This is a genomic window from Stappia albiluteola (assembly GCF_014050225.1).
In the GTDB taxonomy this organism is placed as follows: Bacteria; Pseudomonadota; Alphaproteobacteria; order Rhizobiales; family Stappiaceae; genus Hongsoonwoonella; species Hongsoonwoonella albiluteola.
Window position 1 is genome coordinate 106,250 of sequence record NZ_JACFXV010000054.1, and the last position, 25,143, is coordinate 131,392.

The following is a 25,143-nucleotide window of genomic DNA, read 5'->3' on the forward strand; positions in this document are numbered from 1 at the left end:
GAACGATGCCCAAAGCCGATACTGCCATGATTTCATCCACCAATGGCCGGCTGCGAATAGTGGTGCGTCGGTTCGGGGCGTTCGTGCTTGCCGGCGGGCTGACCTATGGCGCCGTGATGATGTTCGGGGCAGTCGCGGTCGCGGACGGCTTCGACTGGCTGGACGTCGTCCGGCTCGCGCTGGTGGCTCTTTCCGCCTTCTGGCTCGCATGGGGTGCGTGTACGGCGTTGTTGGGGCTGCTTTTCGGGGCCGAGCAGGTCGCGCGCATCGAAGGCCTGCCCGCGGGCAGGACGGCAGTTTTGATCCCCGTCTACAACGAAGCGACTGGACCGGTCTTCGCGCGATTGGAGACGATGTACCGTTCGCTGGATCGGCTCGGGGTGCTCCCGCTTTTCGAATTCCACGTGCTTTCGGATTCAACGAGGGCAGAGTGCGCGGAACAGGAGAAGGCGGCTCATCGTCGCCTGTTGCTGCGGCTCGGCGCCGGCGGCCGGCTCTTCTATCGCCATCGTTCTCCCAACACCGGGCGCAAGGCGGGCAACATCGCGGATTTCCTGCGCACGTCCGGCGGCGCCTATGACTACATGCTCGTGCTCGATGCCGACAGCCTGATGCGCGGCGAAACCATTCTGGAAATGGTACGCCGGATGGAGGCGGAACCGGGGCTTGGCCTGCTTCAGACGGTGCCGCAGATCATTGGCCGCCGCACGCTGTTCGGCCGCATGCTGCAATTTTCCGCCTCCTTCTACTCGCCGATCTTTTCGCGCGGCGTTGCAGCCTTGCAGGGCGGGGAAGGGCCGTTCTGGGGGCATAACGCACTTGTGCGCGTGCGCGCCTTCGCTTCCTCCTGCGGCATGCCGAAACTCAAGGGCAAGCCGCCCTTCGGTGGAGATATCCTCAGCCACGATACGGTGGAAGCCGCGATGCTTGCACGTGAAGGCTGGCAGGTGCGCCTCGATCCGGACCTGACCGGTTCCTACGAGGAAGCGCCGGCAAACCTGATCGAATATGCCAAGCGCGATCGACGCTGGTGCCAGGGAAATCTGCAGCATCTGAGGCTGGTTGGCGCGCCGCGGTTCAAGCTGTGGAGCCGCATTTCCATCCTGCAGGGCGTGTTCGCCTATCTCGGCTCGCCGATCTGGCTGCTGTTCCTCGTTGCCAGTGTCGTGGCGCCCGTTTTCGCGCCGCCGCCTGTCTATTTCAATGGCCAGTCGCCTTTTCCGGTCTTTCCGCATCCGGAAACGGAAAAGGCCCTGGCACTGCTCTTCGGCGTGGTGGCGCTGCTGATCGCGCCGAAGATACTGCTGGTCTCCCGCGCGGTTTTTTCCGGCGGAACGCGCGGGTTTGGCGGTGCCATGCAGGTGGTGGCCAGCGCCGTCTTCGAATTGGTGCTCACCTCGGTTCTGGCGCCGATCCATATGATGTTTCAGAGCCGTTCGGTGCTTCAGGTTGTTTCCGGCGCGGACTTCGGCTGGCCGGCAACCGATCGCGAGGACGGTTCGCTCTCGCTTCGTGAAAGCCTCAGTGCCACATGGTGGATGAGCCTGTTCGGCGCGGGCGTGCTCTGGCTTGCCATTGCCTGGGCGCCGGGGCTCGTTGCCTGGCTCCTGCCGGTCGTGTTGCCGCTGGTCGCGGCGCCCGTTCTGGTGTGGGGGACGGCATCCGTGGGCATGGGCGGCGTCTTTCGCAGCCTTCGGCTGTTTCTCACGCCCTGCGAGGCGGAGCCGGAACCGGTATTGCGCGTCTATCAGGCGATCGCCTTGCATGCCGAGAAAGAGCAAACCGACGCAATGTCCCCGGCAAGCCCGAAGGCTGCGTAGCGCCGCATCTCCTTGTTTCCTTTTCGATGCCATGAAACACGGCCCCGGTAAAAAGGGAGGGACGCTTTGGCGATCGTGACTGTTGAACGGGCGCGTGAGGACGATCTGCCGGCGATGATTGCGCTGATCGAGGCCGGCTCGGTCGGGGCGAGGGCTCCTGCCGAGACGGGAGACATCGGTCCCTATCTCGCCGCATTCCGGCATATGGATGCCCACCCCGATACGGAGCTTTACGTCGCCCGATCCCGGGATGGCGATGTGGTCGGCATGCTGATCCTGAGCTTCGTCTACGGGCTTGCGTTTCAGGGCAAGCCGCGCGCACAGGCCGAAAGCGTGCATGTGCGTGCCGATTTTCGCAGCCAGGGGATCGGGACTCAACTCATGGCGCACATTATCCAGCGCGCGCGGGAGAAGGGCTGCTGCATGGTGCAGCTGACTTCCAACAAGGCCCGCGACAATGCTCACCGCTTCTACGAGCGGCTCGGGTTTGTGCCGAGCCACACCGGCTTCAAGTTAATGCTCTGAGTTCGTAGCACTATCCCGAACGTTCCGGATGCGTCCATCCGGCCAGTTCCGGAGCCGGTGACAATTGCGGGTGGTATGCAGGCACCCTAATTGGAAAATCGATTTGAGGCTGGCGGGCGCACTTGCTGACGCGACAATCCCGCTTGGCCGATCGTTCCGCAATGAGGAGCCTGGAATGTCGCAGACCCAGAATGCGCCCATCGAACTGCACTACTGGCCGACGCCGAACGGCTGGAAGATCTCGATCATGCTTGAGGAACTCGGCGTTCCCTACGATCTTCGCCTCGTGAACATCGGCACGGGAGACCAGTTCAAGCCGGAATTCCTGCAGATTGCCCCGAATAACCGCATGCCGGCTATCGTCGATCCGGAAGGACCGGACGGCAAGCCGATCTCGCTCTTTGAATCCGGTGCAATCCTTCAGTATCTCGGACGCAAGTTCGGCAAGTTCTATCCGCAGGACGAGCGCAAGCGGGCCAATGTCGACCAGTGGCTGATGTGGCAAATGGGCGGTTTCGGCCCGATGCTGGGTCAGAACCATCATTTCCGCATCTATGCGCCGGAAAAGCTGCCCTACGCCATGAACCGCTACCTCAACGAGACGCATCGTCTCTATGGCGTGCTGAACAAGCAGCTCGAGGGCCGCGAGTATGTCGCCGACGAATATTCGATTGCCGATATGGCGATCGTCGGCTGGGCCAAGCTCTGGGAGCGCCAGGGCATGGAACTGGAAGCCGAATTCCCGAACGTGAAGCGCTGGCTCGACACGCTTCTTGCCCGGCCGGCGGTAGAGCGCGGCCTCGCCGTGGGCAAGGAAGAGCGCGAGCGGATCAATATTGCGGCTGACAAGGACGTTCAGTCGGTCCTGTTCGGTCAGCGGGCCCGCTGATAGCGCCTCGCCATGGCTGGCTGAGAACAAGGGCCGCGTTCGGCAGGAAACCGAACGCGGCCTTTCGATTACTTCACGCGGCTCCAGGTCTCGCCCTTGCAGATCAGCCCGCCCAGAACGCAGCCTTCCAGCTTCATCTTGTTGCTGCCTTCCAGCGTGATGAAGCCGGTATAGGTCTTGCCGTCCTCGGCATTATAGACCTTTCCCTTCCAGCTCTCGCCCTTGCCGGTCGGCACCATGCCGAGCACGATCTGGGTGCCGAGAAGCGGGTTCGCTCGCTTGGCCGGATCCGGATTGTTCACGTCGTTGCGCGGTTCCTTCAGCCAGATGATCTTGCCGCAGAGCGCATTGCCGCAACTCGCAATCTCGATACGCGACGAGCCGGACGGCCGTGCCCAGACGCCTTCGGCGCCAGCTGCGAACGCGTTGGTTGCCAGAATGGCCGGAAGCAGTGTCGCCGCGCCGATGGCGGCCGCTCCCAGGACCCGTCTTGCAGCATGCAGGGCAAATTTCATTGGCATTTCCTCCTCGTTTCCCATGGCGGGTTCGTATTGCGGATGTCCCCGTTTACGGGGAGCCGGTTCGTTGACCTTTACGCAAACGTTACGATACGCGCCCGGAATGCCGGGCGAAAGCCGTGTCCTAACGTCATGAGGAAGCGAAACAGGAAGAATTGATCGACTTTTCCCGGTTGGCGATTTTTTGTGTAAATGGTGGCTTGGTAAAGAAACTCTAAGTACGAAGGACCGCCGCTTTTCTTTCGGCCATTGAATTGAAAGGGATAATTCGGCTTTCAGCCTTTCGATTGCGTTAAATTTACAGAAAATTTTGAAAGTGTTTGAGTCTTGTTAATTTAAAATCTTAAAGAGCGATTCAAACAAGCGCGACAAACTCCACTGCAGAAACGGATCATAACGCGAGTTTCCAAGAATAGATATTGGAACAACTTGATCCGGTAAGTCGAATATACAGTTTCTGCAATGACAGGAGAGATGTCATGGCTCGTTATGAAATCGGATCGGCCGAACTGGCGATCATGGGTGAAAAGCCGGCTGGAGCGGAAATCCTGCTGCAACTTGGTCTGGATAGTGCCTGCGGCCGCAATGGTGTCGCGGATCTCGTCGCGGCCCATAAATGGTTCAATCTGGCGGCGATGAAGGGCAATCGGGAAGCTGCCCGTCACCGGCAGGAAATCTCCCGCGAAATGAACCGCGAGGAAATTGCCGAGGCGCAGCGTGCGGCTCGCGAGTGGTTGAAGCTGCACTGAGTGGTCCGCACGGCTGCGACATCCCGCAATTCGGCAAGAGGCGTTGCTCCCTGTTCGCCGCGGCAGGCGGTGTTCGATCAGAATGCCCAGGGCGTGCAAACCCGGGACGGGACCGGACGAGACCTGTACGGGAAATGGCTGCTCTTCCGGGCATGTTCCCGTCGGCGACCGCGGGAGCTTTCCGGCCTTGATGGCGTTCTCCACAGGCGGCCTCGCCAAAACGCCTTGCTTTTGTGCGATTTTGCGATATCACGAAGCCCGTGGAGAGGTGGCCGAGTGGTCGAAGGCGCTCCCCTGCTAAGGGAGTAGACGGGAAACCGTCTCGAGGGTTCGAATCCCTTCCTCTCCGCCATTGAAATTCATAACTATATGAATTTAAAAAGATTATTATTTTTCTTCGCTGTGTGCCCCACAACAAAGCCCACATTTTTTGAGCGCCGCAATTACGTGGGAATTTGCATAGTGCTGCCGCCGTGGTTAGCGAAGCGCGCAATTCCAACTTTAGCGCGTAAAGAATTTCGATTTATAATCCCGTTTACAATTACCGACCGCGCTGCAATGCTGGCGGCCTCATTTTGAATTTTTTCATCCTTAATTGGTTGGCGCCTGGCTGCAAACAGAAATGTATTTCGCACATTCGACGAACGATCCATCGAAATCGGACTGGCAGTTGCTGCCGGAACATCTTATCGGGGTAAGCGAAATTGCCGCCGCATTCGGCCAACCGTTGGCAATTGAAAAGTCCACGCGATTGGCGGGGATCCTGCACGATGCGGGAAAATACACGCCGCAATTTCAACGCCGGCTCGAAGGCGCACAAGCCAAGGTCGATCATGCAACAGCGGGCGCAGAGCTTGTGTTGTCCTTGGCGAACGGGGAAGACCGCTATGTTGCCGAACTGATTGCCTACGCCATCGCAGGCCATCATGGCGGCATGCCGGATAAGGAGGGTGAAGGCGAAGCGCCCTTGGCAAAGCGCGTCAAGCGGGGCGAGGCGGCAAAGCTAGATCCGGCCTGGGTGCGTGAGATCGTACCGGACGCAAGCGGGCTGATGCCCGCGTTGAAGCCCGGTTCGAAGGAGGAGCAAGCCTTTCAGTTCGCCTTTCTCGGCCGGATGATCTTTTCCTGTCTTGTGGACGCAGACTACCTCGAAACGGAATCATTTTACGCGAGGGTGGAGCGCAGGAACGTCGACCGCACCTGGCCGGCTCTGTCGGATATCATCGAAGGGCTTGTCGCGCGCTTCAATGCCTATATGGCAGATAAGGCGACGAAGGCCGAGGCGACGCCCGTCAACAGCCTGCGCGGCGAAATCCTGAGCCATGTCAGGGGGCGTGCAAGGGAGCCTAAAAGGCTCTACACGCTGAACGTGCCGACCGGCGGCGGCAAGACGTTAGCTTCACTTGGCTTCGCGCTCGACCATGCCCGCCACCACGGCATGCGCAGGATCATCTACGCCATCCCCTTTACGTCGGTGATCGATCAGACGGCGGCGATCTTCCGCGATGTCCTGGGCGAGGACGTTGTGCTGGAGCATCATTCGGCAATCGACGAGGAAAAGGAGGGGTTCGAGGGGCGCGAGGGCAGAGACAAGCTGGCGCTGGCGATGGAGAATTGGGCGGCGCCAATCGTGGTGACCACCAATGTCCAGCTCTTCGAGAGCCTATTTTCCAATCGCCCGTCGCGTTGCCGCAAGCTGCATCATATAGCGGGCAGCGTGATCGTCCTCGACGAGGCGCAGACCCTACCGCGCCCGCTGCTTGCGCCAACGGCGCGCGCCATCGAGGAACTGGTGCGCAACTACGCTTGTTCCATCGTCTTTTGCACCGCGACGCAGCCGGCGTTGGACGCAGGCAATTTCCCCAAGGACCATGCGATGGGCCTGCCATTGGCAGGAGGTGAGCTTGCGCCCGATCCGTCACGGCTCGCCCGGGAGCTGAAACGGACCACGCTCCGCCATGACGGGGAGAAGAGCGACGGCGATCTTGTCGAGGCGCTGTCTGACACGGATCAGGGCTTGGTGATCGTCAACAGCCGCGGCCATGCGCTAACGCTCTATGAACAGGTGAAGGAGAAAGGTCTGGCAGGGCTCACACACCTGACGACCCGCCAATATGCCGCCCATCGGCGGGAGATTCTTGAGTCCGTAAAGCGGCGGCTGAAGAACGGGCAGCCCTGCCGCGTGATCGCGACGAGCCTGGTGGAAGCGGGCGTGGATTTCGATTTTCCGCGCGTGTGGCGCGCGGAAGCGGGCCTCGACCAGATCGCGCAGGCGGCAGGGCGCTGCAATCGGGAAGGACTGAGGAGGATAAAGGATAGTATCGTTACCGTCTTTTCCTGCCCCGATCACCCGGCGCCCACTGAAATTAGTCAGTTGACGGCCGACATGCGGCATATCGCCGGCAGGCACGAGGACTTGCTGTCTCCGGCGGCGATCGAGGATTTTTTCGCCGAGGTCTATTGGCGGCTCGGCGAGCGGACCGACCGTCATGAAATCCTGAAATGTTTCAATATGGATCGCACCGGCACCAGCTTTTTCTATCGTATTGCGGCGGAAAAATACCGGATGATCGAAAGCGGATTGGCGCCTGTCGTCGTCGCGCGTGACAAGGCGGCAAGGGGTGTCCTTGGTCGGTTGCGCAGCGGCGATATATCGGCCGGTCAGCTTGCCCGAAAGTTACAGCCTTTCATCGTCCAGGTGCCGCCGGCGGCGCGTGCGTTGCTGATCGCCGCCGGACATGTTCGTTTCGAACGCCCTGATGTTTATCGCGATCAGTTTGCGGTTCTGCTGAACGAGAGCCTTTACCGAGAAGATGTAGGCCTTGTTTGGGAGGATGGAGGCTATCTGGGTTTAGAGAATTCAATAATTTGAGGGGAGAGGATGGCTTTTGGTATTCGTTTGAAAGTTGCAGGCCCGCGCGCCTGTTTTACCCGGCCAGAAATGAAGGTCGAACGAGTCTCCTACGATGTCATGACGCCCTCGGCGGCGCGCGGTATCCTGGAGGCGATTCACTGGAAACCTGCCATCCTTTGGGTGATCGACGCGATCCATGTCCTGAAGCCGATCCGCTTCCAGTCGATCCGCCGCAACGAGGTCGGTCAAAAGGCGCCGGCGAGCAAGATCAAGACGGCGATGAACCGCCAAAGCCTTGAAGGTCTTGCCCTCATCGTCGACGAGGACCGCCAGCAACGCGCTTCCACGGTTCTTACAGATGTCGCCTATGTGATCGAGGCGCATTTCGAGATTACGGCAAGGGCCGGCCCCGAAGACAGCGAGGGCAAGCATCTTGACATTTTCAACCGCCGAGCCCTACGCGGGCAATGCTTCCATCAGCCCTGTCTCGGCACGCGGGAATTTGCGGCCGATTTCGAGCTGCTGTCGCCCGACGGGCCATTGCCGGCGGCGATCGGGGAGACGCGCGATCTCGGCTTCATGCTGTGGGATATCGACCATGCTGCAGCCGGCCGGCCATCGCTCTTCTTCCGGGCAAAGCTTGAAGAGGGAGTTCTTCGCGTTCCCGCGCCCGGTTCCACGGAGATCCGCCGATGAGCATCCTTGCCTCGCTCGTCCGCGCTTATGACAGGTTGCCCGATGCGCCGCCTTATGGCTTTTCGGTCGAGAAGATCGGTTTCCTGATCTCATTGAACGAAGACGGCACGCCGGCCGGTGAGCCGCGCGACCTTCGCGACGGACAGGGAAAAAAGAAAGTGCCGCGGCAGATGCTTGTACCACAGGCGGTTAAGCGCACTGCCGGCATAGCGCCGAATTTCCTATGGGATAAAACGGCCTATGTTTTGGGCGTAAGTTCGGGGCCTGGGAAGCGGCTGGCCGACGAACATTTCGCTTTCGTCGAATTCCACAAGGAGTCATTGGCGGATTCCAATGATCCGGGCCTTATTGCCCTTCTTGCGTTCCTGACTTCATGGCGGCCCGAGGATTTTGAGCGCCTGAAATGGCCCGAGGAAATGTTCAACGGGAATGTCATCTTCGCATTGGAAAGCGAGCGTCGGAGGCAGGTTTACCTGCATGATCGCGAGGCGGCGCGGGCGCTCTGGTCGCGGCTTTCGGCAGAAAAGGCGCGGGAGGCCGCGATTTGCCTTGTGACGGGCGAGCGGGGCAGCGTTGCCAGGCTTCATCCGTCAATAAAGGGCGTGTGGGGCGCGCAGTCTTCAGGGGCGGCACTTGTGTCCTTCAACCTGGATGCTTTCGCCTCCTATGGCCACGAGCAAGGCGACAACGCGCCGGTTTCCGAAGAAGCGGCGTTCAAATACACGACCGTCCTCAACCGCTATCTCGCGTCAAGCAGCAGCAACCGCATCCAGGTCGGTGATGCCTCGGTGGTGTTTTGGGCGGATGCCTCCGACGCGCCGCTGGCTGAACTGGCTGAAGGCACCTTCTTTGCCGCGTTTGCCGAAGTGGACGAAGGCATGCAGTCGGAGAAAGTTGCAAGCCTTCTGAAGGATGTTCGCGCGGGCCGGCCGCTGCAGGAATTCGCGCCTGACCTGGCGCAAGGTGTGCGGTTCCACGTGCTGGGCCTCGCGCCCAATGCCGCGCGGCTTTCCGTCCGCTTCTGGTTCGATAACGATTTCGGCGTGCTTGCCGAAAACTACCGGCGTTTCGTGGAGGACATGCGCATCGAGCCGCCACCGCGCGAGCCTTATCCGCCGCTTTGGAAATATTTGGCTGAGACGGCTGTTCTGCGCAAACGGGACAATGTTCCGCCGAACCTTGCCGGTGATTGGATGCGATCGATCCTCACCGGCAACCACTACCCGCTGACGTTGCTATCCACCGTGCTGCTGCGCATTCGCGCGGACAAGCAGGTGAATGGGCTGCGCGCGGCAATGCTGAAAGCCATTTTGACCCGCAATTTCAATAAGGAGGTTCCCGTGGCGCTTGATGAAGAAGCAAACAGCAAGGGATACGCCTTGGGCAGGCTGTTCGCCGCCTACGAACAGATCCAGGCCGTCGCGCTTGGAACCAAGGTAAATGCGACCATACGGGACAAGTTCTACGGCGCCGCATCGGCGCAGCCGAGGAAGGTGTTTCCCCTGCTCGACAAGGGCTCTGCCAATCACCTGTCCAAGATAGGTAAACAATCACCCGGCCGCAGGGTCGTGCTGGACAAGTTGGTCAGTTCGATACTGGAGAAGATGAGCCCGTCCGACGATCCGTTTCCCACGTCACTTTCCTCGCAAGAACAAGGGATGTTCGTGCTCGGTTACTACCACCAGAGGAATGAGTTTTTCAAATCCCGCAAGAACGACGTCGGTGTTGAAAAGGAAGCTATTTGATGACCACGCTGGCCAATCGGTATGAATTTGTACTTTTGTTCGATGTGATCAAGGGAAATCCTAATGGAGACCCGGATGCCGGCAACTTGCCGCGGCTCGATCCGGAGACCAACCATGGCCTTGTCACGGACGTAAGCCTCAAGCGAAAGATCCGCAATTATGTGGAGCTTGCAAGGGATGGTGCCCCCGGCCTCAACATTTACGTTCGCGAAGGCGCGATCTTGAACGAACAGCACCGCAAGGCTTACAAGGACCTGCGCCCCGACGATCCGAAGGTCGATAAGGAAGCGAAGCTCAACCCCAAGGGTGACGGGGAGGCGCGTGCTCTGCGCGATTTCATGTGCCGGAACTTCTTCGACGTGCGAACCTTCGGCGCGGTCATGTCAACCGGCATCAATTGCGGACAGGTGCGCGGGCCCGTGCAGATGACCTTTGCCCATTCCGCCGAGCCAATTGTACCGCTTGAAGTCAGCATCACTCGCATGGCGGCAACCAGCGAAAAGGAAAAGGTCGAGCGTGAGGCGGGCGACGACGGCAGCGACCGTATTGAAAACCGCACCATGGGCCGCAAGCATGTCGTGCCTTACGGCCTCTATCGCGCCCATGGCTTCGTCTCGGCAAAGCTCGCCGAACGCACCGGCTTTGGCGAAGACGATCTGGAACTGCTTTTCGAGGCGCTGGAGAACATGTTCGAGCATGACCGTTCCGCCGCGCGCGGCGAAATGGCCTCGCGCCGGCTTATCGTATTCAAGCACGCCAGTTCGCTGGGTCACGCTCACGCCCACAAGCTCTTTGAGCGGGTTCGGGTGGGCCGCAACGTTGATGGCGAATTCCATGAGATCGATGACCGGCTGAATAATTTCTTGCCGGCCCGCAAGTTCTCCGATTATGCGATCGAAATCGACCGCGACGGCCTGCCGGACGGGGTCGAGATCATCGAACGGTTGTGACGCCTTGACAGGCGGGGGCCGCGAACCTGTGGCTGAAGCAAACGCAGGGGAGGGGGAAGGGGATCCAATTCCGCTCTCCGCCTTGCAGCATGCGGTCTTTTGCCTGCGGCAGGCAGCTCTCATTCATCTGGAACGCATGTGGTCGGAAAACCGCTTCACCGCCGAAGGCCAGGTCTTGCATCTCAATGCCGACAAGGCGTCGAGCCGCAAGGCGCGCGGCGTGCGCCGGGAAACGGCGCTTGCAATCTCTTCGCGACGGCTTGGAATTTCAGGCGTCGCCGATCTTGTCGAATTTCATCCTGGTGATGACGGCGAGGTGCCTTTTCCGGTGGAATTCAAGCGCGGAAAGCCGAAACTGCACCGGGCGGATGAAGTCCAGCTTTGCGCGCAAGGCCTTTGCCTCGAAGAAATGACCGGCGTTGCCGTGCCGGAGGGCGCGCTCTTTTATGCGGAGACCAAGCGGCGGTCGACCGTGCCCTTCGATGCCGATTTGCGTGCGCTAACGGAAGCCACCATCGGTGAACTACGCGCGATCTTTGCGAGCCTTGAAACACCATCGGCCATTTATCGCGCCAATCGCTGCCGGGCCTGTTCGCTCATTGACCTGTGTCGACCCAAGGCTTCTGCGAGATCGGCTGCTTCCTGGCGCAGCCGCATGGTGAAGGACGTCCTCGCCGGAGGAGACGGTGCAGGGGAGGAAACGTGAAAAAGCTGCTCAACACCCTCTATGTCACCACCGAAGGGGCGGGCTTGCGCAAGGACGGCGAAAATCTTGTGGCGGAGATCGACGGCGAGGAGCGGGCGCGAGTGCCGCTTCATATGCTGGCATCCGTGGTCGTATTCGGGGGCATTTACCTGTCGCCGCCGTTGATTCAGGCTTGCGCAGGGGCAGGCATCACGCTCGTCCTGCTCGATCGGGCGGGCCGCTTCCAGGCGCGTATCGAGGGACCGATCGCCGGCAATGTGCTTTTGCGCCGCGCGCAATATCGCCAGTCCGACATGCCTGACGATATCGTTCGCGGTTTCGTTCTGGGAAAGGTCGCCAATCAACGCACGGTGCTGATGCGGGCGCTGCGAGACCATGGTCAGGCGGCGGACGGGGAAGGTCGCACGGCGATCTCTGCGGTCGTGGAAAGGCTGGCGCGCATCTTGCGGCGGGTCGAGCTTGCCGATGAGAATTCGGAAGCCTTGCGTGGTTCGGAAGGGGAGGCGGCGAACCTCTATTTTTCGGTCTTTGACCGTCTCATCCGCTCGCCTGATCCTGAAATCCGCTTTCGTGGCCGCTCCCGCCGCCCGCCGCTCGATCCCGTAAACGCGGTTCTTTCCTTCCTCTACACGCTTTTGACTCACGATTGCCGCAGTGCGGCCGAGAGCGTCGGCCTCGACCCGGCTGTTGGCTTCCTGCATCGCGACCGCCCCGGCAGGCCGAGCCTTGCGCTCGATCTGATGGAGGAATTCCGCCCCGTCTTGGCGGACCGGTTGGCGCTGTCGCTCTTTAACCGCAGGCAATTGCGGGCAAGCGACTTCGAAACGCGCGATGGCGGCGGCGTGACCTTGACGGATGATGGGCGCAAAGCGGTCCTGACCGCCTGGCAGGAGCGCAAGAAGGAGGAACGGCAGCACCCTTTTCTGGAGGAAAGGGCGCCTCTCGGTCTTATGCCTTATCTGCAGGCGCAAATGCTGTCGCGGCATCTGCGCGGAGACCTCGATGCCTATCCTCCCTTTTTCTGGAAATAGGAGCGGCGATGTTGGTACTCGTCACCTATGACGTCAATACCACGGAGACCGATGGCAAGGCGCGGCTGCGCCGGGTTGCGAAGGCTTGCCGCGATTTCGGCCAGCGCGTGCAGTTTTCCGTGTTTGAAATCGAAGTCGATCCGGCGCAATGGGCGAAGCTGAAAGCGCGTTTGGAAGCAATCATCAAGCAGGATGTCGACAGCCTGCGCTATTACTATCTAGGCTCCAACTGGCAACGACGGGTGGAGCATGTCGGCGCCAAGCCGGCTGCGGACCTGGGCGGGACCTTGATCGTGTGACAACGAAGGTAATCGAGCGTTTATCCTGATCACGGGACTTTTTTGTGAACCGGGAAATCGAGCCCGGATCAAGATGTTGTTGGTTATTTCGCTGCCAAATTTGCTCTCGGTATAGCTGGATTAGCTTCGGGAATTGCGACGCGCGAACCGCAAGCGTGCCGGATTTTCCGGTAAGGTTCGCGGATCGCTCAGTTCTTTGAAATCGTTTTTCTTTTTTTTGTTCTGCCATTCCGGCTGGCGGTCGATGGCCGGTGCGTGGGCAGGTCCGCGCGGCCGGACGGCTTTCTGTTGTTGTTTCAGCAGGCTATGAAAGAGACGGTCGCCCCCTGCGCGGGGGCGTGGATCGAAACTTGCCCTTGCGCTCGAAACGATCGTGCATGGCGCGGTCGCCCCCTGCGCGGGGGCGTGGATCGAAACTTCGCCTCGCAGGCATAGGCGATGCAGTGGAGTCGTCGCCCCCTGCGCGGGGGCGTGGATCGAAACCTCGCCCTCGTTGATGAAGCCCATGATCCAACTGTGTCGCCCCCTGCGCGGGGGCGTGGATCGAAACCAACTCGTTCTTGATCTGCTCAAGAAACGGTCGAGTCGCCCCCTGCGCGGGGGCGTGGATCGAAACTGCCCATAGCGCCGGATGCGACGCCGCTGATGGTCGCCCCCTGCGCGGGGGCGTGGATCGAAACCGTTCTTACAGCGGCATCGGGAAGCTGATCCGGGAGTCGCCCCCTGCGCGGGGGCGTGGATCGAAACTTCGTACCCGGCGCTTATTTCACCGCCATGCTGCGTCGCCCCCTGCGCGGGGGCGTGGATCGAAACAAGAGGATGCCTAGGGATGGCGCCGCGAAACAACGTCGCCCCCTGCGCGGGGGCGTGGATCGAAACCTGCGTCCTGCTGGCGCCCGTCGACGGGCTTGGCCGTCGCCCCCTGCGCGGGGGCGTGGATCGAAACGACTTGATGAAGCCGAATTGCGTGGCCTTGGCCGGGTCGCCCCCTGCGCGGGGGCGTGGATCGAAACCTCGTCGCCGCGGATGGCTCTTGGCAATTCGAAGAGTCGCCCCCTGCGCGGGGGCGTGGATCGAAACCTGATCGACCTGACCAACAAGGAAATCGACCTCGTGTCGCCCCCTGCGCGGGGGCGTGGATCGAAACGTCAAATCCGGACTCTCTCTACGTCCAGGCCTTGTCGCCCCCTGCGCGGGGGCGTGGATCGAAACCCCGACCTGGTCGAGGCCCTTTGCAAGATCGCCAGGTCGCCCCCTGCGCGGGGGCGTGGATCGAAACTCTCGCCACGTCCGAGGCTGATGGCGATATCGACGTCGCCCCCTGCGCGGGGGCGTGGATCGAAACCTGGGTTCCCCGCATTCGCGGGCCAGGACGCGACGGTCGCCCCCTGCGCGGGGGCGTGGATCGAAACATGCAATGGCTGCACACTCTGTTGCCGGAACGATGTCGCCCCCTGCGCGGGGGCGTGGATCGAAACACGTCACGCGAGATTGGCCGGCGCGTTCGCGTGACGGTCGCCCCCTGCGCGGGGGCGTGGATCGAAACCACGTCGGGGCGCAGAGATCCGCAAGCAGTTCCGCGTCGCCCCCTGCGCGGGGGCGTGGATCGAAACTCTTGCAATGAGCGCTCCATGAACGGCGAACCGCGTCGCCCCCTGCGCGGGGGCGTGGATCGAAACCCTTGCCCCTCCAGACTGGATTTCCTCAACCCTGTCGCCCCCTGCGCGGGGGCGTGGATCGAAACTTCACCACGCCATCGGCGAGAGCGTCCTTGAGCCATGTCGCCCCCTGCGCGGGGGCGTGGATCGAAACCTGCTTCGCCGCGGCCCGTCCCATGGCCTGCAAGGTCGCCCCCTGCGCGGGGGCGTGGATCGAAACCACGTCTATGACAAGCGGCGGCCCGGGCAGACGCGTCGCCCCCTGCGCGGGGGCGTGGATCGAAACTGGATCGCCGGGGAAAAGTATCGGCTGGCCTGTGGTCGCCCCCTGCGCGGGGGCGTGGATCGAAACCGAGCCGGAAGTGGTGCGCCCCGCCGGTCAAAAAGTCGCCCCCTGCGCGGGGGCGTGGATCGAAACACCCCGCCGATCAATGCCCTGATCTCTCCAGGGCGTCGCCCCCTGCGCGGGGGCGTGGATAGAAACCCTCACGACCGGGAGCTGTTCTTTGGTAAGATGGGCGTCGCCCCCTGCGCGGGGGCGTGGATCGAAACCTGCGGCCGATCTCGATTGCCTTCCGCATTCGCGGGTCGCCCCCTGCGCGGGGGCGTGGATCGAAACCTGACGGAAGCGCAGCGCCGCGATCTGAACGCCGCGTCGCCCCCTACACGGGATGCTCATCGACGCTGTACTGCATCGAGCGCCGCTTGCAGGCATTGTTCCAGCGCATCGTTCGGACCCATGGTACTTGCAAGCTTTCGAATAATTTCCACCTGCTGGTGATCAGGAATGTTGCCGTAGCTACTGAAGGTCGTTATCACGCCTTCGTGGCCAAGGTTCTGCGACCACGCCTTGAATGCTTCCGGGCCCTTGCAGCGCTCCATGCCGATCCGAACCAGCATGTTGCGGAACGCATGTGGATTGAAGGGAGGAAGTGCCGCGTTTTGGAACGCAGCCGAAAAAATCTGCCGGATACGGTTTGCCGAACTCCAACATGCCCGATCAAGGCCGATCGCTTGCAGGCCCTTTCCTTTCACATGCTTCATTCGGGTGCGCGGAAACAACGGATCGTCGGGGCCGAAGTGTAGATCGTTGGTGAGGAATTCGACCCATTCACGGACGATTGCCTCGAGCTTGTCGCTCACCGGGAAGAAAGCCGTGGTAATCGTCTTGGCGAACTTGGTTTTGACCTCGCGTGGGTCTTGGAAAACGACGCCTGCCTTCAGGTCGACGTGCTTCAGTTTCAAGGATGCCACTGCGCCATCGCGGATGCCGGTAATGGCGATGAAGGCGATCATTGCCCGGTCGCGTTTTTCGATCGCCGTGGAATACGGCATGACGTCAACGCACCGCTCGACCTGCGAAATCTCCGGTACGGGCTTTTTCCGCGGCGCCGTCGCGATGCGTTCGTCCCTGGCTGTAAGGGTGAAGTATTCGGCGTCGCAATAGCGGATTCTCGACCGGTAGCCGGATTGATCGGCCAGCCAGACGAAAAACGCCTGTACGGCCTTCAGCCTTGCCCGAACCGTGGCAAGCGACAGCACTTTGCCGGTGTCAGAATTGCTTCCCTCGAGAAGCTGCGTTTTGTAGTTCGTTGCATGTTGCACGTGGAAGACGGAAAACGGCTTCTTCCCGTTAAAGGTCTCGAACTCATCGATTGCGGCGGCCGCTTGATCGATTGACTTTTCGGACAGGCCCTTCGCGTGCTTCAGATACTCATAATAGCGGCGCTTGAGGCGGACGTTTTCGGAACGGGAATTCGGCATGATGTGTCTTTCCCTTCAAACCGGAAGTTTAAACGGTGCTTGGCGGAAACAGTTAATGTTCCCGGCTACCATTTGAACGACACCTTGAGAGACGACCATTTCCCGGCCAGATCGGTTTCCCGCGTGTGCTGCGACATCACCGTGCTGCAGGTCCCGCAGAGCGCTATGATCCGTCCTGCACCGTTATTGCCGGGATGGAAATCCGCCTCGCCGAAGGCCGGTTTGCGCGGTGCCTTACAGCCGAGGCAGAAGAACTCACCGGCACCACACGGGTGGCGCCTGCGCCTGCGCTTCGCCTTAAGGTGCGCCTTCAGGGCATGCCCTTCGATCAGGTGTGGGCGCTGATCCGATATGGCCGGCAGGCCGTCTTTTACCCACGAACGGACGGTGCGCTCGTCCACGCCGAGGGTCTTGGCGGCCTCGGCGTATGTGTAGGATCGGTGGGACTTGAGCCGGTGAGGCGACGGGTATTTCCGGCCCATCGCCTCACTCCACGCCGTTCTTTATCAGGTCGTGAATATCCGCAGCGCGCCAAGCGGTGATGCGCGGCCCAAGCTTCACGGGTTGAGGATAGCGCCCGGACTTGACGCCCGCCCACCAGGTCGATTTCGACACGGGGATCGGGCCATTGGGCGCGAGAAGCGAAGACAGGCGGAGAACGCCGGTCTTCGGCAGATCGTTGTCGTATTTCATTGGTCCGTTTCATCCTATTTCGGATGAGCCGGACGTAAGCGACGTACGGATGACTTAGTCCGAATTCGGATCCCGTGAATCCGAACGAAAATCGGCCTCCCGAATTCAGGCGGGTTGAGGATTTGAAATCGTTCAGTTTTTCCGGGAGATGCCCGGCAGCAATTCACGGGCTTTTTTTAGATGGTTGCGCACCGTATCGTCGGAGACATCGAAGCCGAGCTCCGCCATATCCTCCGCGATTCTCCTGGGCGCAGGTCCTGGTGTGCCATTGGGGTCATAGCGGTACTTCTTCACAGCCATCGTGATGAGCAATTTAAGAAGTGTCTCTCTTTCGCGTGCACCGAGCGGCTTTTCGTTGTCCGCAGGTGACGCGCCCGAAACGTTGGTCGGCGGCAAGACACCAGCGGGGTGTTCGGTTGCGGTTTCAAGTTTCGCGCGAAGTAGCCGATTTTCTTCATCGACCCATTCATACTCCGCTTTCCAGTCGCGCATTCTGTCCCCGTATTCGGCGAGCTTCGTCTTCATCTCTTCCGGCAGGCCGAACTGCTTGGCTTCCGCCCAGGACACAAAATCGATCGGCGCAAGCGGATCTTTGATTAGATGCACCCTCTTGGCCGTGAGTGCAATGTCGCGCCGCACAATGAATTCACGGGCGGAGGGGGACGTCGATGCATGCCGCTCCAATTTTGACGCCGTCGCGAAATGCGGCGATAAGCCAAGAGACAGTGCGACCGCTTCTTCGATTGTCCACCGGTCTTTTCGGCACCAATGGTCCCAATCAGGCCGGTTCTGCGGCGAGTTCCAGGGCATCAGGCTTTCCTGCCGATCGATTTGCGCTCGCATCTCGGCGGCCCACGTTCCTCTTGTCTGGCGGTACCGTTCGGCAAGTTCTTCGTCGGAAAGTGAGGAAAGCAAGCGTTTGTGTTCTTCGTAGCCCGACGCCAAGCTTTGATGTTTGCGTAATAGACGCGAGACCGCGAAAGCATTGGTCGGCGGCGGTGTTGCACGGCCTTTGAACCATCCTAGCGCGAGGGCCGCAATCATTTCCTCCCGTGAAGGAAACTGTTCCCCATCGTCCGACATTTCTCGTCACACCCGCATCGGCACCACGTTGTCCGATGCAGCCTCGCAGAAATTCGCCCACGCCTCCATAAGTTCTCGCCGCTTTTCCAGAAGGTCGCCGCGGCGGTATGCGGCTTCCGCCTTGTTCGGGATGGTATGCGCAAGGGCCATTTCGCAAACGTCCCTTGGGAAACCGGTGCATTCCGACGCCCAGTCCCGGAAGGTTGACCGGAAGCCGTGAGCCGTGGCTTCACGCTCCATTCGGCGCAAAACCATCAAGAAGACCATGTTGGACAGGGGTTTGTTCGCCGAGCGACCCGGGAAAAGGTAGGGGCTGTCACCTGCCAGCAGTCTCGCTTCGCGCAGGATCGCCAAACACCGATCTGACAGGGGAACGCGATGCTCGCGGGACCCCTTCATACGGTCGGATGGGACGGTCCAAATTTTCGCGTCGAAGTCGATCTCATCCCAACGCGCCTTCAGAACCTCGCTGGTTCGACACGCCGTGAGGATAAGGAATTCAAACGCGAGCCTCGTCGTGGGCGAAACATCGCTTGACCGTAACTCCTTCACGAACCCTTCTATTTGCCTATAGGGCAATGCGGCATGGTGGCGCTGCTTTGCCGGCTGTTTCGGTAGGCCCTTTATGACGCCGGCGGCAGGGTTTTCGCCGTCACGAAAGCCCGAAGCCTTCGCCCAATCGAGAATGGTCCCGATCCGCTGCTTCACGCGCCTCGCGGTTTCGGGCTTCGTCAGCCAGATCTGCGACAGCGCATGCAGAACATTGGCCGGCTCGACTTGATCGACGCGCTTCGATCCGAAGACCGGGAAGACGTGCTGTTTGAGCGTATTGATCCACTGCTGACGGTGTTTCTGATTACGCCAGCTACCGCGGTAGCTCTCGTGAACGAGAAGCGCCGCTTCCTCGAAAGACGGGATGGTCTGATTTTGCTTGCGTCGCTCGACAAGTGGATCGCCGCCGGACCGGGCGATGTGCCGCATTTCCTGCGCCTGTTCCCGAGCCTGCGCGAGCGAAATAAGACGAAGGCTCCCGAGGCCAATGTCGCGGCGCCGGCCATGGACGACCGTCCGCAACAGCCAGCGCTTGGCTCCAGACGGATCGACGACAAGGTAAAGGCCATTACCGTCGGCATAGCGTCCCGGCTTGTTCTCGTTCCGGACCTTCACCGCCGTCAATGCGTTCTTCGGATGAGCGCCCTTGGGCATGATGCTGTTCGTATAATTCGCCACCCCACGTTTTATACCACAAAATATGTGGGATGTGGCGCGCTTTCAACGAACGCTATTGGACAACTGAAATCGTTAAACGTAAGGAAAATATATGATTATCAATCTTCCTCGGATGGTGTTGGACGTTAATTAGGCGGACTTCCTCTCCGCCATTTTCCGCCTGTACGGCTTGGAGACATGGGTGACAGATCGTACCTAAGACATGGGTGACAATCTCGTGCCGAACGGATTGTCGGTGGTCTACAGGGTTCTCTGTTCCAGGTCGATATATCCCAGATCATAGTTCATGAAGCTGACGAGCCAAATGCCGTCGTCGACTTCCTTGATGTCCGGACTCCGACCGGCGAGCACGGTCAAGACGTTGATCTTCTTTCTGGCTATGCAGATACGGCCGCAGGCGGTGACCAGGATGTCCTTGTCATGGAACGGATAAGTCAGTTCCGGAAGTCCGACATAGGGCCTTGAAGCGGGCGCGTAGAGCTCGGCCGGCATCCTCATGGCGATGCCTTCGTGCGGCCTTTCCTCGTCGAACTCGTTGACGAAATCGTCGAACCGGCCCTGCCGTTGGAGCGCGTTCATGCCCGGCGCGCGCGCCGTCTCCTGCTTCAGTGTCCGGTGCATGCGCTCGTGGCAGCCGTTCTGCTGCGGATGGCCGGGCCTGGTGCGCATGACACGCAGGCGGTGGGTCGGTCATCAATACGTTCACCAACGACGGCGATGATAATCTCACCCTGCGAACGGCAACCTCCGCCTTGCCAACCAACGTGGCGGTCGATCTCATTTCCTGCCGCGCCGTGGCCACCGTCGGCAGTGGAGACAGCGCCGCGTTTACCTTCACCTATTCAACGACGAGCCCTAGCGCCTAATCTTTCGCCCTCTCCTTCGTCAACAACGATGCCGACGAGGACTCCTTCGACCTGATTGTCAGTGGCGCGGCGACCGGGCCTGGCATTATTTGGGCTGTTTCGGCTCGGGTCGGTCTGCTGAAATAGAAGCCGGTTTCGCAGCCCCAGGTTGCGGCCGTCGTCGATATAAACGTGAATGCCGCAGCGGTGTGAGTGTCGTGTTATCCGCGCCATTCTCCGGCGCCGCAGTGATTTTTTCAGGATCCGGCACGAACACGGAAACCGTGGTAACGGACGCCAACGGAGATGTGACAAGCTTCCCTATTTTTGAGGTAAGGAGGCAATGATGGGCATAGCCAATTCCAGCGATGAGTTCAAACGGGAAGCCATGGCACAGATTACCGAGCGGGGTATCCGGTCGCGTCGGTCTCGAAGCGGCTGGGCGTCAGCGTGCACTTGCTCAACAGGTGGAAGAGGAAGTTCTCACAGCCACCTGACGGCGATGACAAGGACGCCGAGATCAGACGGTTGAAGCGCGAGCTGGCAAGGGTCACCGAGGGGTGTGATATCCTAAAAAAAGCCACTGCGTATTACGCCAAGGATGCAAAGTGAGATACGCGTTCGTCGCCGAGCGTCGCCTGCTGTTCTTGGTACGGATGACGTGTCGTCGTTGCCCTGCGCATCCTCCGAGCGGTTTCTACGGCTGGCTGAAGAGCCCTCTGAGTAAGAGGTGAAGGAGGGCGCCTGCCAGACCGAACTCATCAGCAAGTCCTGGATGGAAAGCGGCAAGGTGTATGGCTTTCGCAATCTGCACGACGATCTGTTGGATCAGAGCGAGACGTGCTGTTCGAACCGCGTTGCCCGACTGGCCAGACTGGCTGGTATCAAGGCCCGGATCGGCTACAAGTGACGACCGGGCAGCTATGGTGGTAACCCGTCATTGGTCGTCGACAACACATCGGACCGGCAGTTCGTTGTGGACGCGCCGGACCTACAAAGTCCGCGTCGAGGTCAGGCAGGATGTGTTCGACCACATCGAGATGTTCTACAACCCGAAGCGCAAGCACGTCAGGCACGGGACGCTGTCACCCGTCGAGTTCGAATGGCAGCAGGAAACAAGAACCGAGCGCGTCTAGAAAACTCGGGGCTATTCACAACCACTTAGAGCAGTCAGATCGCAAAAGGTTGTGAATTGCCAAACGCGAACGGGTGATCGCACGATGAAGGCTGGAGTGCGCCATGCTAGGGAAAGTTGGCTCTGTGGGTGTCGTCGATTGCTTCGCGGAGTTCTCGCAGCCGCGCTGCCAGCTTCTTTATCAGGGAAGGGTGTACTGCGTCCAAGCGTCCGTAGGATAAAGGTTCTGCGCCCGCTTTTGTAAGTAAAGACCGGATCGAAAATCTGTGCGGATGTAAATCCATATATATGTTGTGTCATGCGTTGCAAGCCAACATTTGGTCGGGTTTTTCGAAGAAGTTTGGAATGCCATGTTGTCTCGTTACAGAAAAATAATCTTCGTTCTTCCAGAGATTGTCTCGGTCGGGAACATCGAGGACGATTTCTACAGAATGTTGTACTTCGCCGGCGCGGCGGATGAACCAGACACGGGCTACGTTCTGTTTTCCGACCTAATGCCGGAGATTCCGCAGGTCGACTGCTCTCCATATCTGGACGGGCAGGTCATCCAGGTCCGAAGGAAGCTGGAAGAGCGAACGCACATATTCAAGACGGGTCAGATTGCCGAGACGGTAAAGTCATTCGGCGGCGAAAAGGTGCTCTGGTTCTGGGATGAGAAATCCCGGCTTGGCGAGTACCGGAGCCTGGCAACCGAACGCGACACGCGATCTGTTCGGGCTGATCATCGAACGGTTCAACATGCGGCGAGTCTTTGCCTGAAATTTTCATCGAATGACGGAAAAGGGACGCAAGAGCAATTGAACCTTTCCAAGGGGCGTTTCGAAAAGCTCCGCGCCTCGATAGATACCGACAATATTTACATATTCGGCACCGGGACGTCGCTTGGGTCGGTCGATTTCGACAGGCTGGACGACGGCGAGTTCATCGCCACCAACAGCATGATCAGAAACCGCGAGGTGCTTGAGAAGATGGCACCGCGCATCATCGTCGCCTCGGATCCGATCTTTCACGCGGGACCTTCCACATATGCCGCCAGGTTCAGGCAAGACCTGATCGATGCGATGCGCACTTACGGCTCCTGCTACATATTCCCCATGCGGGACTACGGGGCCTATTGCGCATATCTGCCAGAGGATCTCCACGAGAAGCTAATTCCGGTGCCGATCAGCAGTTCACACGGAATGAACCTTCGCTTTCCGGAGGACTTCTTCGTCGGTGCCACTTCGAACGTGATGACGTTGTTTCTGCTGCCGCTCGCGGCTTCACTGGGAAAACGGATCACGCTTGCCGGCTTCGACGGCCGCCCGATAGGAAACAACGAATATTTCTGGTCTCATTCAAAGGCGTTCCAGTACGATGCGGAGATGGGTGCAATACAGGATGCTCATCCCGCGTTCTTTGGCATCGACTATGACGAATACTACGAGATACATTGCCGGACCTTGAAGACATATCTCGGCGAAATCGAGAATGCCGGCATCGAGGTTTCGAGCATTACCGATTCATTCATTCCGGCGATCAAAGGGCGTTATGTCGCGCGCATTGGCGAAGTGGCGGCTTCACCCGCACGACCGCTGGTGAGCATCATAATGCCTGCCTTCAACGTCGAACAGTATATCCGGTCCACAATCGAGACGATACGCTCTCAATCGCTGAAGGACTTTGAGATTGTTTGCGTCGACGATGGCTCCACCGACAATACCCTCGAGATAGTCAGGGAATTGTCGAGGCAAGATATAAGAATAAAGGTTATCGAAGGGCAGCGTCAGGGGGTGTCGGGCGCCCGGAATGCGGGATTGGAACGGGCGAATGGCAAGTACATCTGCTTTGCGGATGCCGACGACCCCATGCCGGCGGAGTCCCTGGCCGTTCGGGTCGCTGGTCTCGAGCAGGCGGAGGACGGCTGCATCTGCTTCGGCCGAACCGAAATTATCGGCGATGATGGCCGGAAACTGGGTATCGAGTTCGGCGCACGCTCCGAGATCGGCTTTGAAGGCATGTTCGACAGCCGTTTTCACCTGAACTCCGTGATTGGACCCGCGCACATCATGAAGATGGAGCGCTTTCCGCTTGGTGTGCAATATGGCGAAGACTGGCTCTACCTAGCTAGCGTGATGCGGCATGGCGTCAAGGCGGTGCCCGTCGAGCGGGTCGTGGCGACCTATCGCTGGCATTCCGACTCGGCGACGGGCTCTGCGTTCAGGCGCCACTCGATGGGCCTATTGGAGGTACTCGATGTGCTTGGCAAGGACGAACCGTCGAATATCCACCTGCCATGGAAATATCGCCTCGGGCTCGCCGGCGAGCGTATCTCTGCTGAGAAGCTGCGGCGCCTCTCTCTTTTAGCGATTTATGAAGCGCTCAAGGGGAGGGAGGTTCCCGATCCGCGGCTGCTGGATCAGATCCGGCTGTATTCCGGCCGCGTGAAGAAGGTCGAATTCTCGGTTCGCAGCTTTGAGGCGATCGCGGCCCGTGTATTCCTTCTGCCGGTCGGTTCGGGTGAATTGAAATCGGCGATAAGAGGTCGGAGCGAAGCCTTGATGCTCGTGCAAAAAGAGCTCCCATCCATCACCATACTGGCGAACTTCAGGAACGAAATCCTGAAGTTGTTGGGGCTTAAGATGGAGGCAAACTCAGAAGGCCGAACCGGAAGAACGAAAAAAAAGCTCGCGAAAAAAGCGCATAATTGGTTGTTGCGGATACATCGCGCAACGCGCGACAAACCGCTTGTATCCAGAATATCAAACGAACTCGCGCGGCTTTATGACCGCCATTTGGCATGAACTCAATTCAACCGATACATAGAAGCTCCAAACCGCAATCGACTAGCGTGGAGGCTGTCCGCCAGACATTCCGAGACCTCACGGTCGTGGTGCCGATAGGGTTTGTCTATCGTCCCGCGGGAATTCTGAGGCGGCTGCGGCAGTTGGTTCACTCAGGGCTTTTTGACGGAGCGGAGCTCATCGTTTCGGTCGCGGTAAGGAACAGGTACGATGATCGCCTGCTAAGCTCGTTTATCCCGCGAATTTCCAAAGCCTGCCGCGTCATCTATGTGCAAGAGAGCGAGGCCGAGATCTCCATCGCACGGCTCAGACACGAAGGGGCCAGAGCCGCGTCGCGGGAACTGCTTCTGTTTTACGATGTCGATCTAATTTGTTCTCAATCCGTCGTTGAAAAGGCGATCGCGTATCTGAAAGGCGACCGCAACCCGTTTGTTATAATTCCTTCAATCTATACTAGAAAGAAAGCGCTATCGGCAGGGATAGCAGCGGGCGACGGGCCGGTTGACCAAGTTTGGAAGGGGATTCTCGCAAAGCGAAGATACGACTTAGTTTATCATGTCGCTCTGTATACATCGACGATATTGATAGAGCGAAGAGTATATTTCCAGTCAGGCGGGTTCGATCCTAATTTTTCTTCCCATGGTCTCGAAGATCTTGAGTATATATGCCGACTCTGCATTCAGGAAAGAGTGTTTGAATTGAGTGATATTGATGAATTTCTTAAGGATGGAAGGGCAGTATCTCCGTTATTTACTGAAGGATTTAGAAAGTATTTAAATCTTATCACAATTCCGATTTGGTTGGAGGGGATTTTTACAGTCCATTTGTGGCACGCCCGCCCGAAGAGAATGCGCTATTTCAAGGAGAGGAAGCGGAATTACCGCATATTTTCTGAAAATATTAAAAGGGAATATAATAGAAAATGTGCTGAGAATGGAGAATATCAATTTCAAAGCAGTTTTCTGAAATCATATTATGAAGCGCCACTTGCGGAAATAGAAAAAATTTTCAAATCACGCGGGGTAAGATTAGAGAGTCATGGGATATTATTTCTAGATAATCCGGCAGACTTGTATCGAACGCGGATTGAGCGATTTATCATTGACGTTTTGCGCCGATTGGACAAGAAAGTCTCTGATTGAGCCCTATCAATAGGCAGGCGGCCGTATT

General features: G+C 59.1%; 20 protein-coding genes, 1 tRNA gene, 2 pseudogenes and 1 CRISPR repeat array. Of the genes and pseudogenes, 16 read left to right on the forward strand and 7 right to left on the reverse strand.

The annotated features are described in order from the left end of the window. Nucleotides 1-5 precede the first annotated feature (5 nt). The 3 genes from mdoH (at nucleotide 6) to H2509_RS12960 (ending at nucleotide 3,234) form a co-directional block, all read left to right on the forward strand. Nucleotides 6-1,820, forward strand: a complete 1,815-nt coding sequence (gene mdoH / locus H2509_RS12950) for a glucans biosynthesis glucosyltransferase MdoH (RefSeq protein WP_209001946.1) — start codon at nucleotides 6-8, stop codon at nucleotides 1,818-1,820. A gap of 75 nt (nucleotides 1,821-1,895) precedes the next feature. Then, complete coding sequence (locus tag H2509_RS12955) at nucleotides 1,896-2,345, forward strand: GNAT family N-acetyltransferase (RefSeq protein ID WP_328805079.1); 450 nt, start codon at nucleotides 1,896-1,898, stop codon at nucleotides 2,343-2,345. Nucleotides 2,346-2,520: 175 nt separating this feature from the next. Then, nucleotides 2,521-3,234 carry a glutathione S-transferase N-terminal domain-containing protein gene (locus tag H2509_RS12960; RefSeq protein WP_182166014.1) on the forward strand — a complete coding sequence of 238 codons (714 nt, stop codon included), beginning with the start codon at nucleotides 2,521-2,523 and terminating at the stop codon, nucleotides 3,232-3,234. A 68-nt stretch (nucleotides 3,235-3,302) separates the two neighbouring features. Here H2509_RS12960 and H2509_RS12965 read toward each other — a convergent pair whose 3' ends face one another. Next, nucleotides 3,303-3,749 carry a DUF2147 domain-containing protein gene (locus H2509_RS12965; RefSeq protein WP_182166016.1) on the reverse strand — a complete coding sequence of 149 codons (447 nt, stop codon included), beginning with the start codon at nucleotides 3,747-3,749 and terminating at the stop codon, nucleotides 3,303-3,305. Between the two features lie 482 nt (nucleotides 3,750-4,231). Between H2509_RS12965 and H2509_RS12970 the strand changes: the two genes are divergently transcribed. The 9 genes from H2509_RS12970 (at nucleotide 4,232) to cas2 (ending at nucleotide 12,782) form a co-directional block, all read left to right on the forward strand. Beyond that, a complete protein-coding gene (locus H2509_RS12970) occupies nucleotides 4,232-4,501 on the forward strand; it encodes a hypothetical protein (RefSeq protein ID WP_182166018.1) in 270 nt (89 codons plus the stop codon). A 262-nt stretch (nucleotides 4,502-4,763) separates the two neighbouring features. Beyond that, nucleotides 4,764-4,853 (forward strand) — tRNA-Ser (locus tag H2509_RS12975). A gap of 270 nt (nucleotides 4,854-5,123) precedes the next feature. Next, on the forward strand, nucleotides 5,124-7,373 hold the full coding sequence (locus H2509_RS12980) for a CRISPR-associated endonuclease Cas3'' (RefSeq protein ID WP_182166020.1): 2,250 nt from the start codon (nucleotides 5,124-5,126) through the stop codon (nucleotides 7,371-7,373). A gap of 9 nt (nucleotides 7,374-7,382) precedes the next feature. Then, nucleotides 7,383-8,051, forward strand: a complete 669-nt coding sequence (gene cas5c / locus H2509_RS12985) for a type I-C CRISPR-associated protein Cas5c (protein WP_182166022.1) — start codon at nucleotides 7,383-7,385, stop codon at nucleotides 8,049-8,051. Continuing rightward, on the forward strand, nucleotides 8,048-9,796 hold the full coding sequence (cas8c, locus tag H2509_RS12990; RefSeq protein WP_182166024.1) for a type I-C CRISPR-associated protein Cas8c/Csd1: 1,749 nt from the start codon (nucleotides 8,048-8,050) through the stop codon (nucleotides 9,794-9,796). The genes cas5c and cas8c overlap by 4 nt, the downstream gene beginning before the upstream one ends. After that, entirely contained in the window at nucleotides 9,796-10,746 is a 951-nt protein-coding gene (gene cas7c / locus H2509_RS12995; RefSeq protein WP_182166027.1) for a type I-C CRISPR-associated protein Cas7/Csd2, read from the forward strand. The genes cas8c and cas7c overlap by 1 nt, the downstream gene beginning before the upstream one ends. Before the next feature lie 28 nt (nucleotides 10,747-10,774). Then, entirely contained in the window at nucleotides 10,775-11,452 is a 678-nt protein-coding gene (cas4, locus tag H2509_RS13000) for a CRISPR-associated protein Cas4 (protein WP_328805078.1), read from the forward strand. Beyond that, nucleotides 11,449-12,483, forward strand: coding sequence for a type I-C CRISPR-associated endonuclease Cas1c (gene cas1c / locus H2509_RS13005; RefSeq protein ID WP_182166031.1), 1,035 nt, complete (start codon nucleotides 11,449-11,451; stop codon nucleotides 12,481-12,483). Before cas4 ends, cas1c begins: the two co-directional genes overlap by 4 nt. A gap of 8 nt (nucleotides 12,484-12,491) precedes the next feature. Continuing rightward, nucleotides 12,492-12,782 carry a CRISPR-associated endonuclease Cas2 gene (gene cas2 / locus H2509_RS13010; protein ID WP_182166033.1) on the forward strand — a complete coding sequence of 97 codons (291 nt, stop codon included), beginning with the start codon at nucleotides 12,492-12,494 and terminating at the stop codon, nucleotides 12,780-12,782. A gap of 318 nt (nucleotides 12,783-13,100) precedes the next feature. Continuing rightward, nucleotides 13,101-15,059: a CRISPR direct-repeat array (repeat unit 32 nt; unit sequence GTCGCCCCCTGCGCGGGGGCGTGGATCGAAAC). 56 nt (nucleotides 15,060-15,115) lie between these two features. Here cas2 and H2509_RS13015 read toward each other — a convergent pair. From H2509_RS13015 to H2509_RS13040, 6 genes and pseudogenes are all read right to left on the reverse strand, one after another. Then, nucleotides 15,116-16,204 carry a tyrosine-type recombinase/integrase gene (locus tag H2509_RS13015; protein WP_182166035.1) on the reverse strand — a complete coding sequence of 363 codons (1,089 nt, stop codon included), beginning with the start codon at nucleotides 16,202-16,204 and terminating at the stop codon, nucleotides 15,116-15,118. A 65-nt stretch (nucleotides 16,205-16,269) separates the two neighbouring features. After that, a complete protein-coding gene (locus tag H2509_RS13020) occupies nucleotides 16,270-16,686 on the reverse strand; it encodes a helix-turn-helix domain-containing protein (protein ID WP_182166037.1) in 417 nt (138 codons plus the stop codon). A 4-nt stretch (nucleotides 16,687-16,690) separates the two neighbouring features. Continuing rightward, on the reverse strand, nucleotides 16,691-16,897 hold the full coding sequence (locus H2509_RS13025) for a helix-turn-helix transcriptional regulator (RefSeq protein ID WP_182166039.1): 207 nt from the start codon (nucleotides 16,895-16,897) through the stop codon (nucleotides 16,691-16,693). A 132-nt stretch (nucleotides 16,898-17,029) separates the two neighbouring features. Then, nucleotides 17,030-17,980 carry a hypothetical protein gene (locus tag H2509_RS13030; RefSeq protein WP_182166041.1) on the reverse strand — a complete coding sequence of 317 codons (951 nt, stop codon included), beginning with the start codon at nucleotides 17,978-17,980 and terminating at the stop codon, nucleotides 17,030-17,032. 6 nt (nucleotides 17,981-17,986) lie between these two features. Further along, a complete protein-coding gene (locus H2509_RS13035) occupies nucleotides 17,987-19,147 on the reverse strand; it encodes a tyrosine-type recombinase/integrase (RefSeq protein ID WP_328805080.1) in 1,161 nt (386 codons plus the stop codon). A 303-nt stretch (nucleotides 19,148-19,450) separates the two neighbouring features. Further along, nucleotides 19,451-19,876: pseudogene (locus H2509_RS13040) on the reverse strand (integrase core domain-containing protein); the annotation flags it as partial. Nucleotides 19,877-20,398: 522 nt separating this feature from the next. Between H2509_RS13040 and H2509_RS13045 the strand changes: the two are divergent. The 4 genes and pseudogenes from H2509_RS13045 to H2509_RS13055 all read left to right on the forward strand — a co-directional run. Further along, nucleotides 20,399-21,046, forward strand: a pseudogene (locus tag H2509_RS13045) (transposase); the annotation flags it as partial. After that, nucleotides 20,979-21,191, forward strand: a complete 213-nt coding sequence (locus H2509_RS21330) for an IS3 family transposase (RefSeq protein ID WP_456243049.1) — start codon at nucleotides 20,979-20,981, stop codon at nucleotides 21,189-21,191. The pseudogene H2509_RS13045 and the gene H2509_RS21330, both read left to right, overlap by 68 nt. A gap of 349 nt (nucleotides 21,192-21,540) precedes the next feature. Continuing rightward, nucleotides 21,541-23,973 (forward strand): glycosyltransferase family 2 protein, encoded by a 2,433-nt coding sequence (locus H2509_RS13050; protein WP_182166045.1) that lies wholly within the window; start codon nucleotides 21,541-21,543, stop codon nucleotides 23,971-23,973. Between the two features lie 86 nt (nucleotides 23,974-24,059). Then, nucleotides 24,060-25,115, forward strand: coding sequence for a hypothetical protein (locus H2509_RS13055; RefSeq protein ID WP_209001948.1), 1,056 nt, complete (start codon nucleotides 24,060-24,062; stop codon nucleotides 25,113-25,115). Nucleotides 25,116-25,143 lie beyond the last annotated feature (28 nt).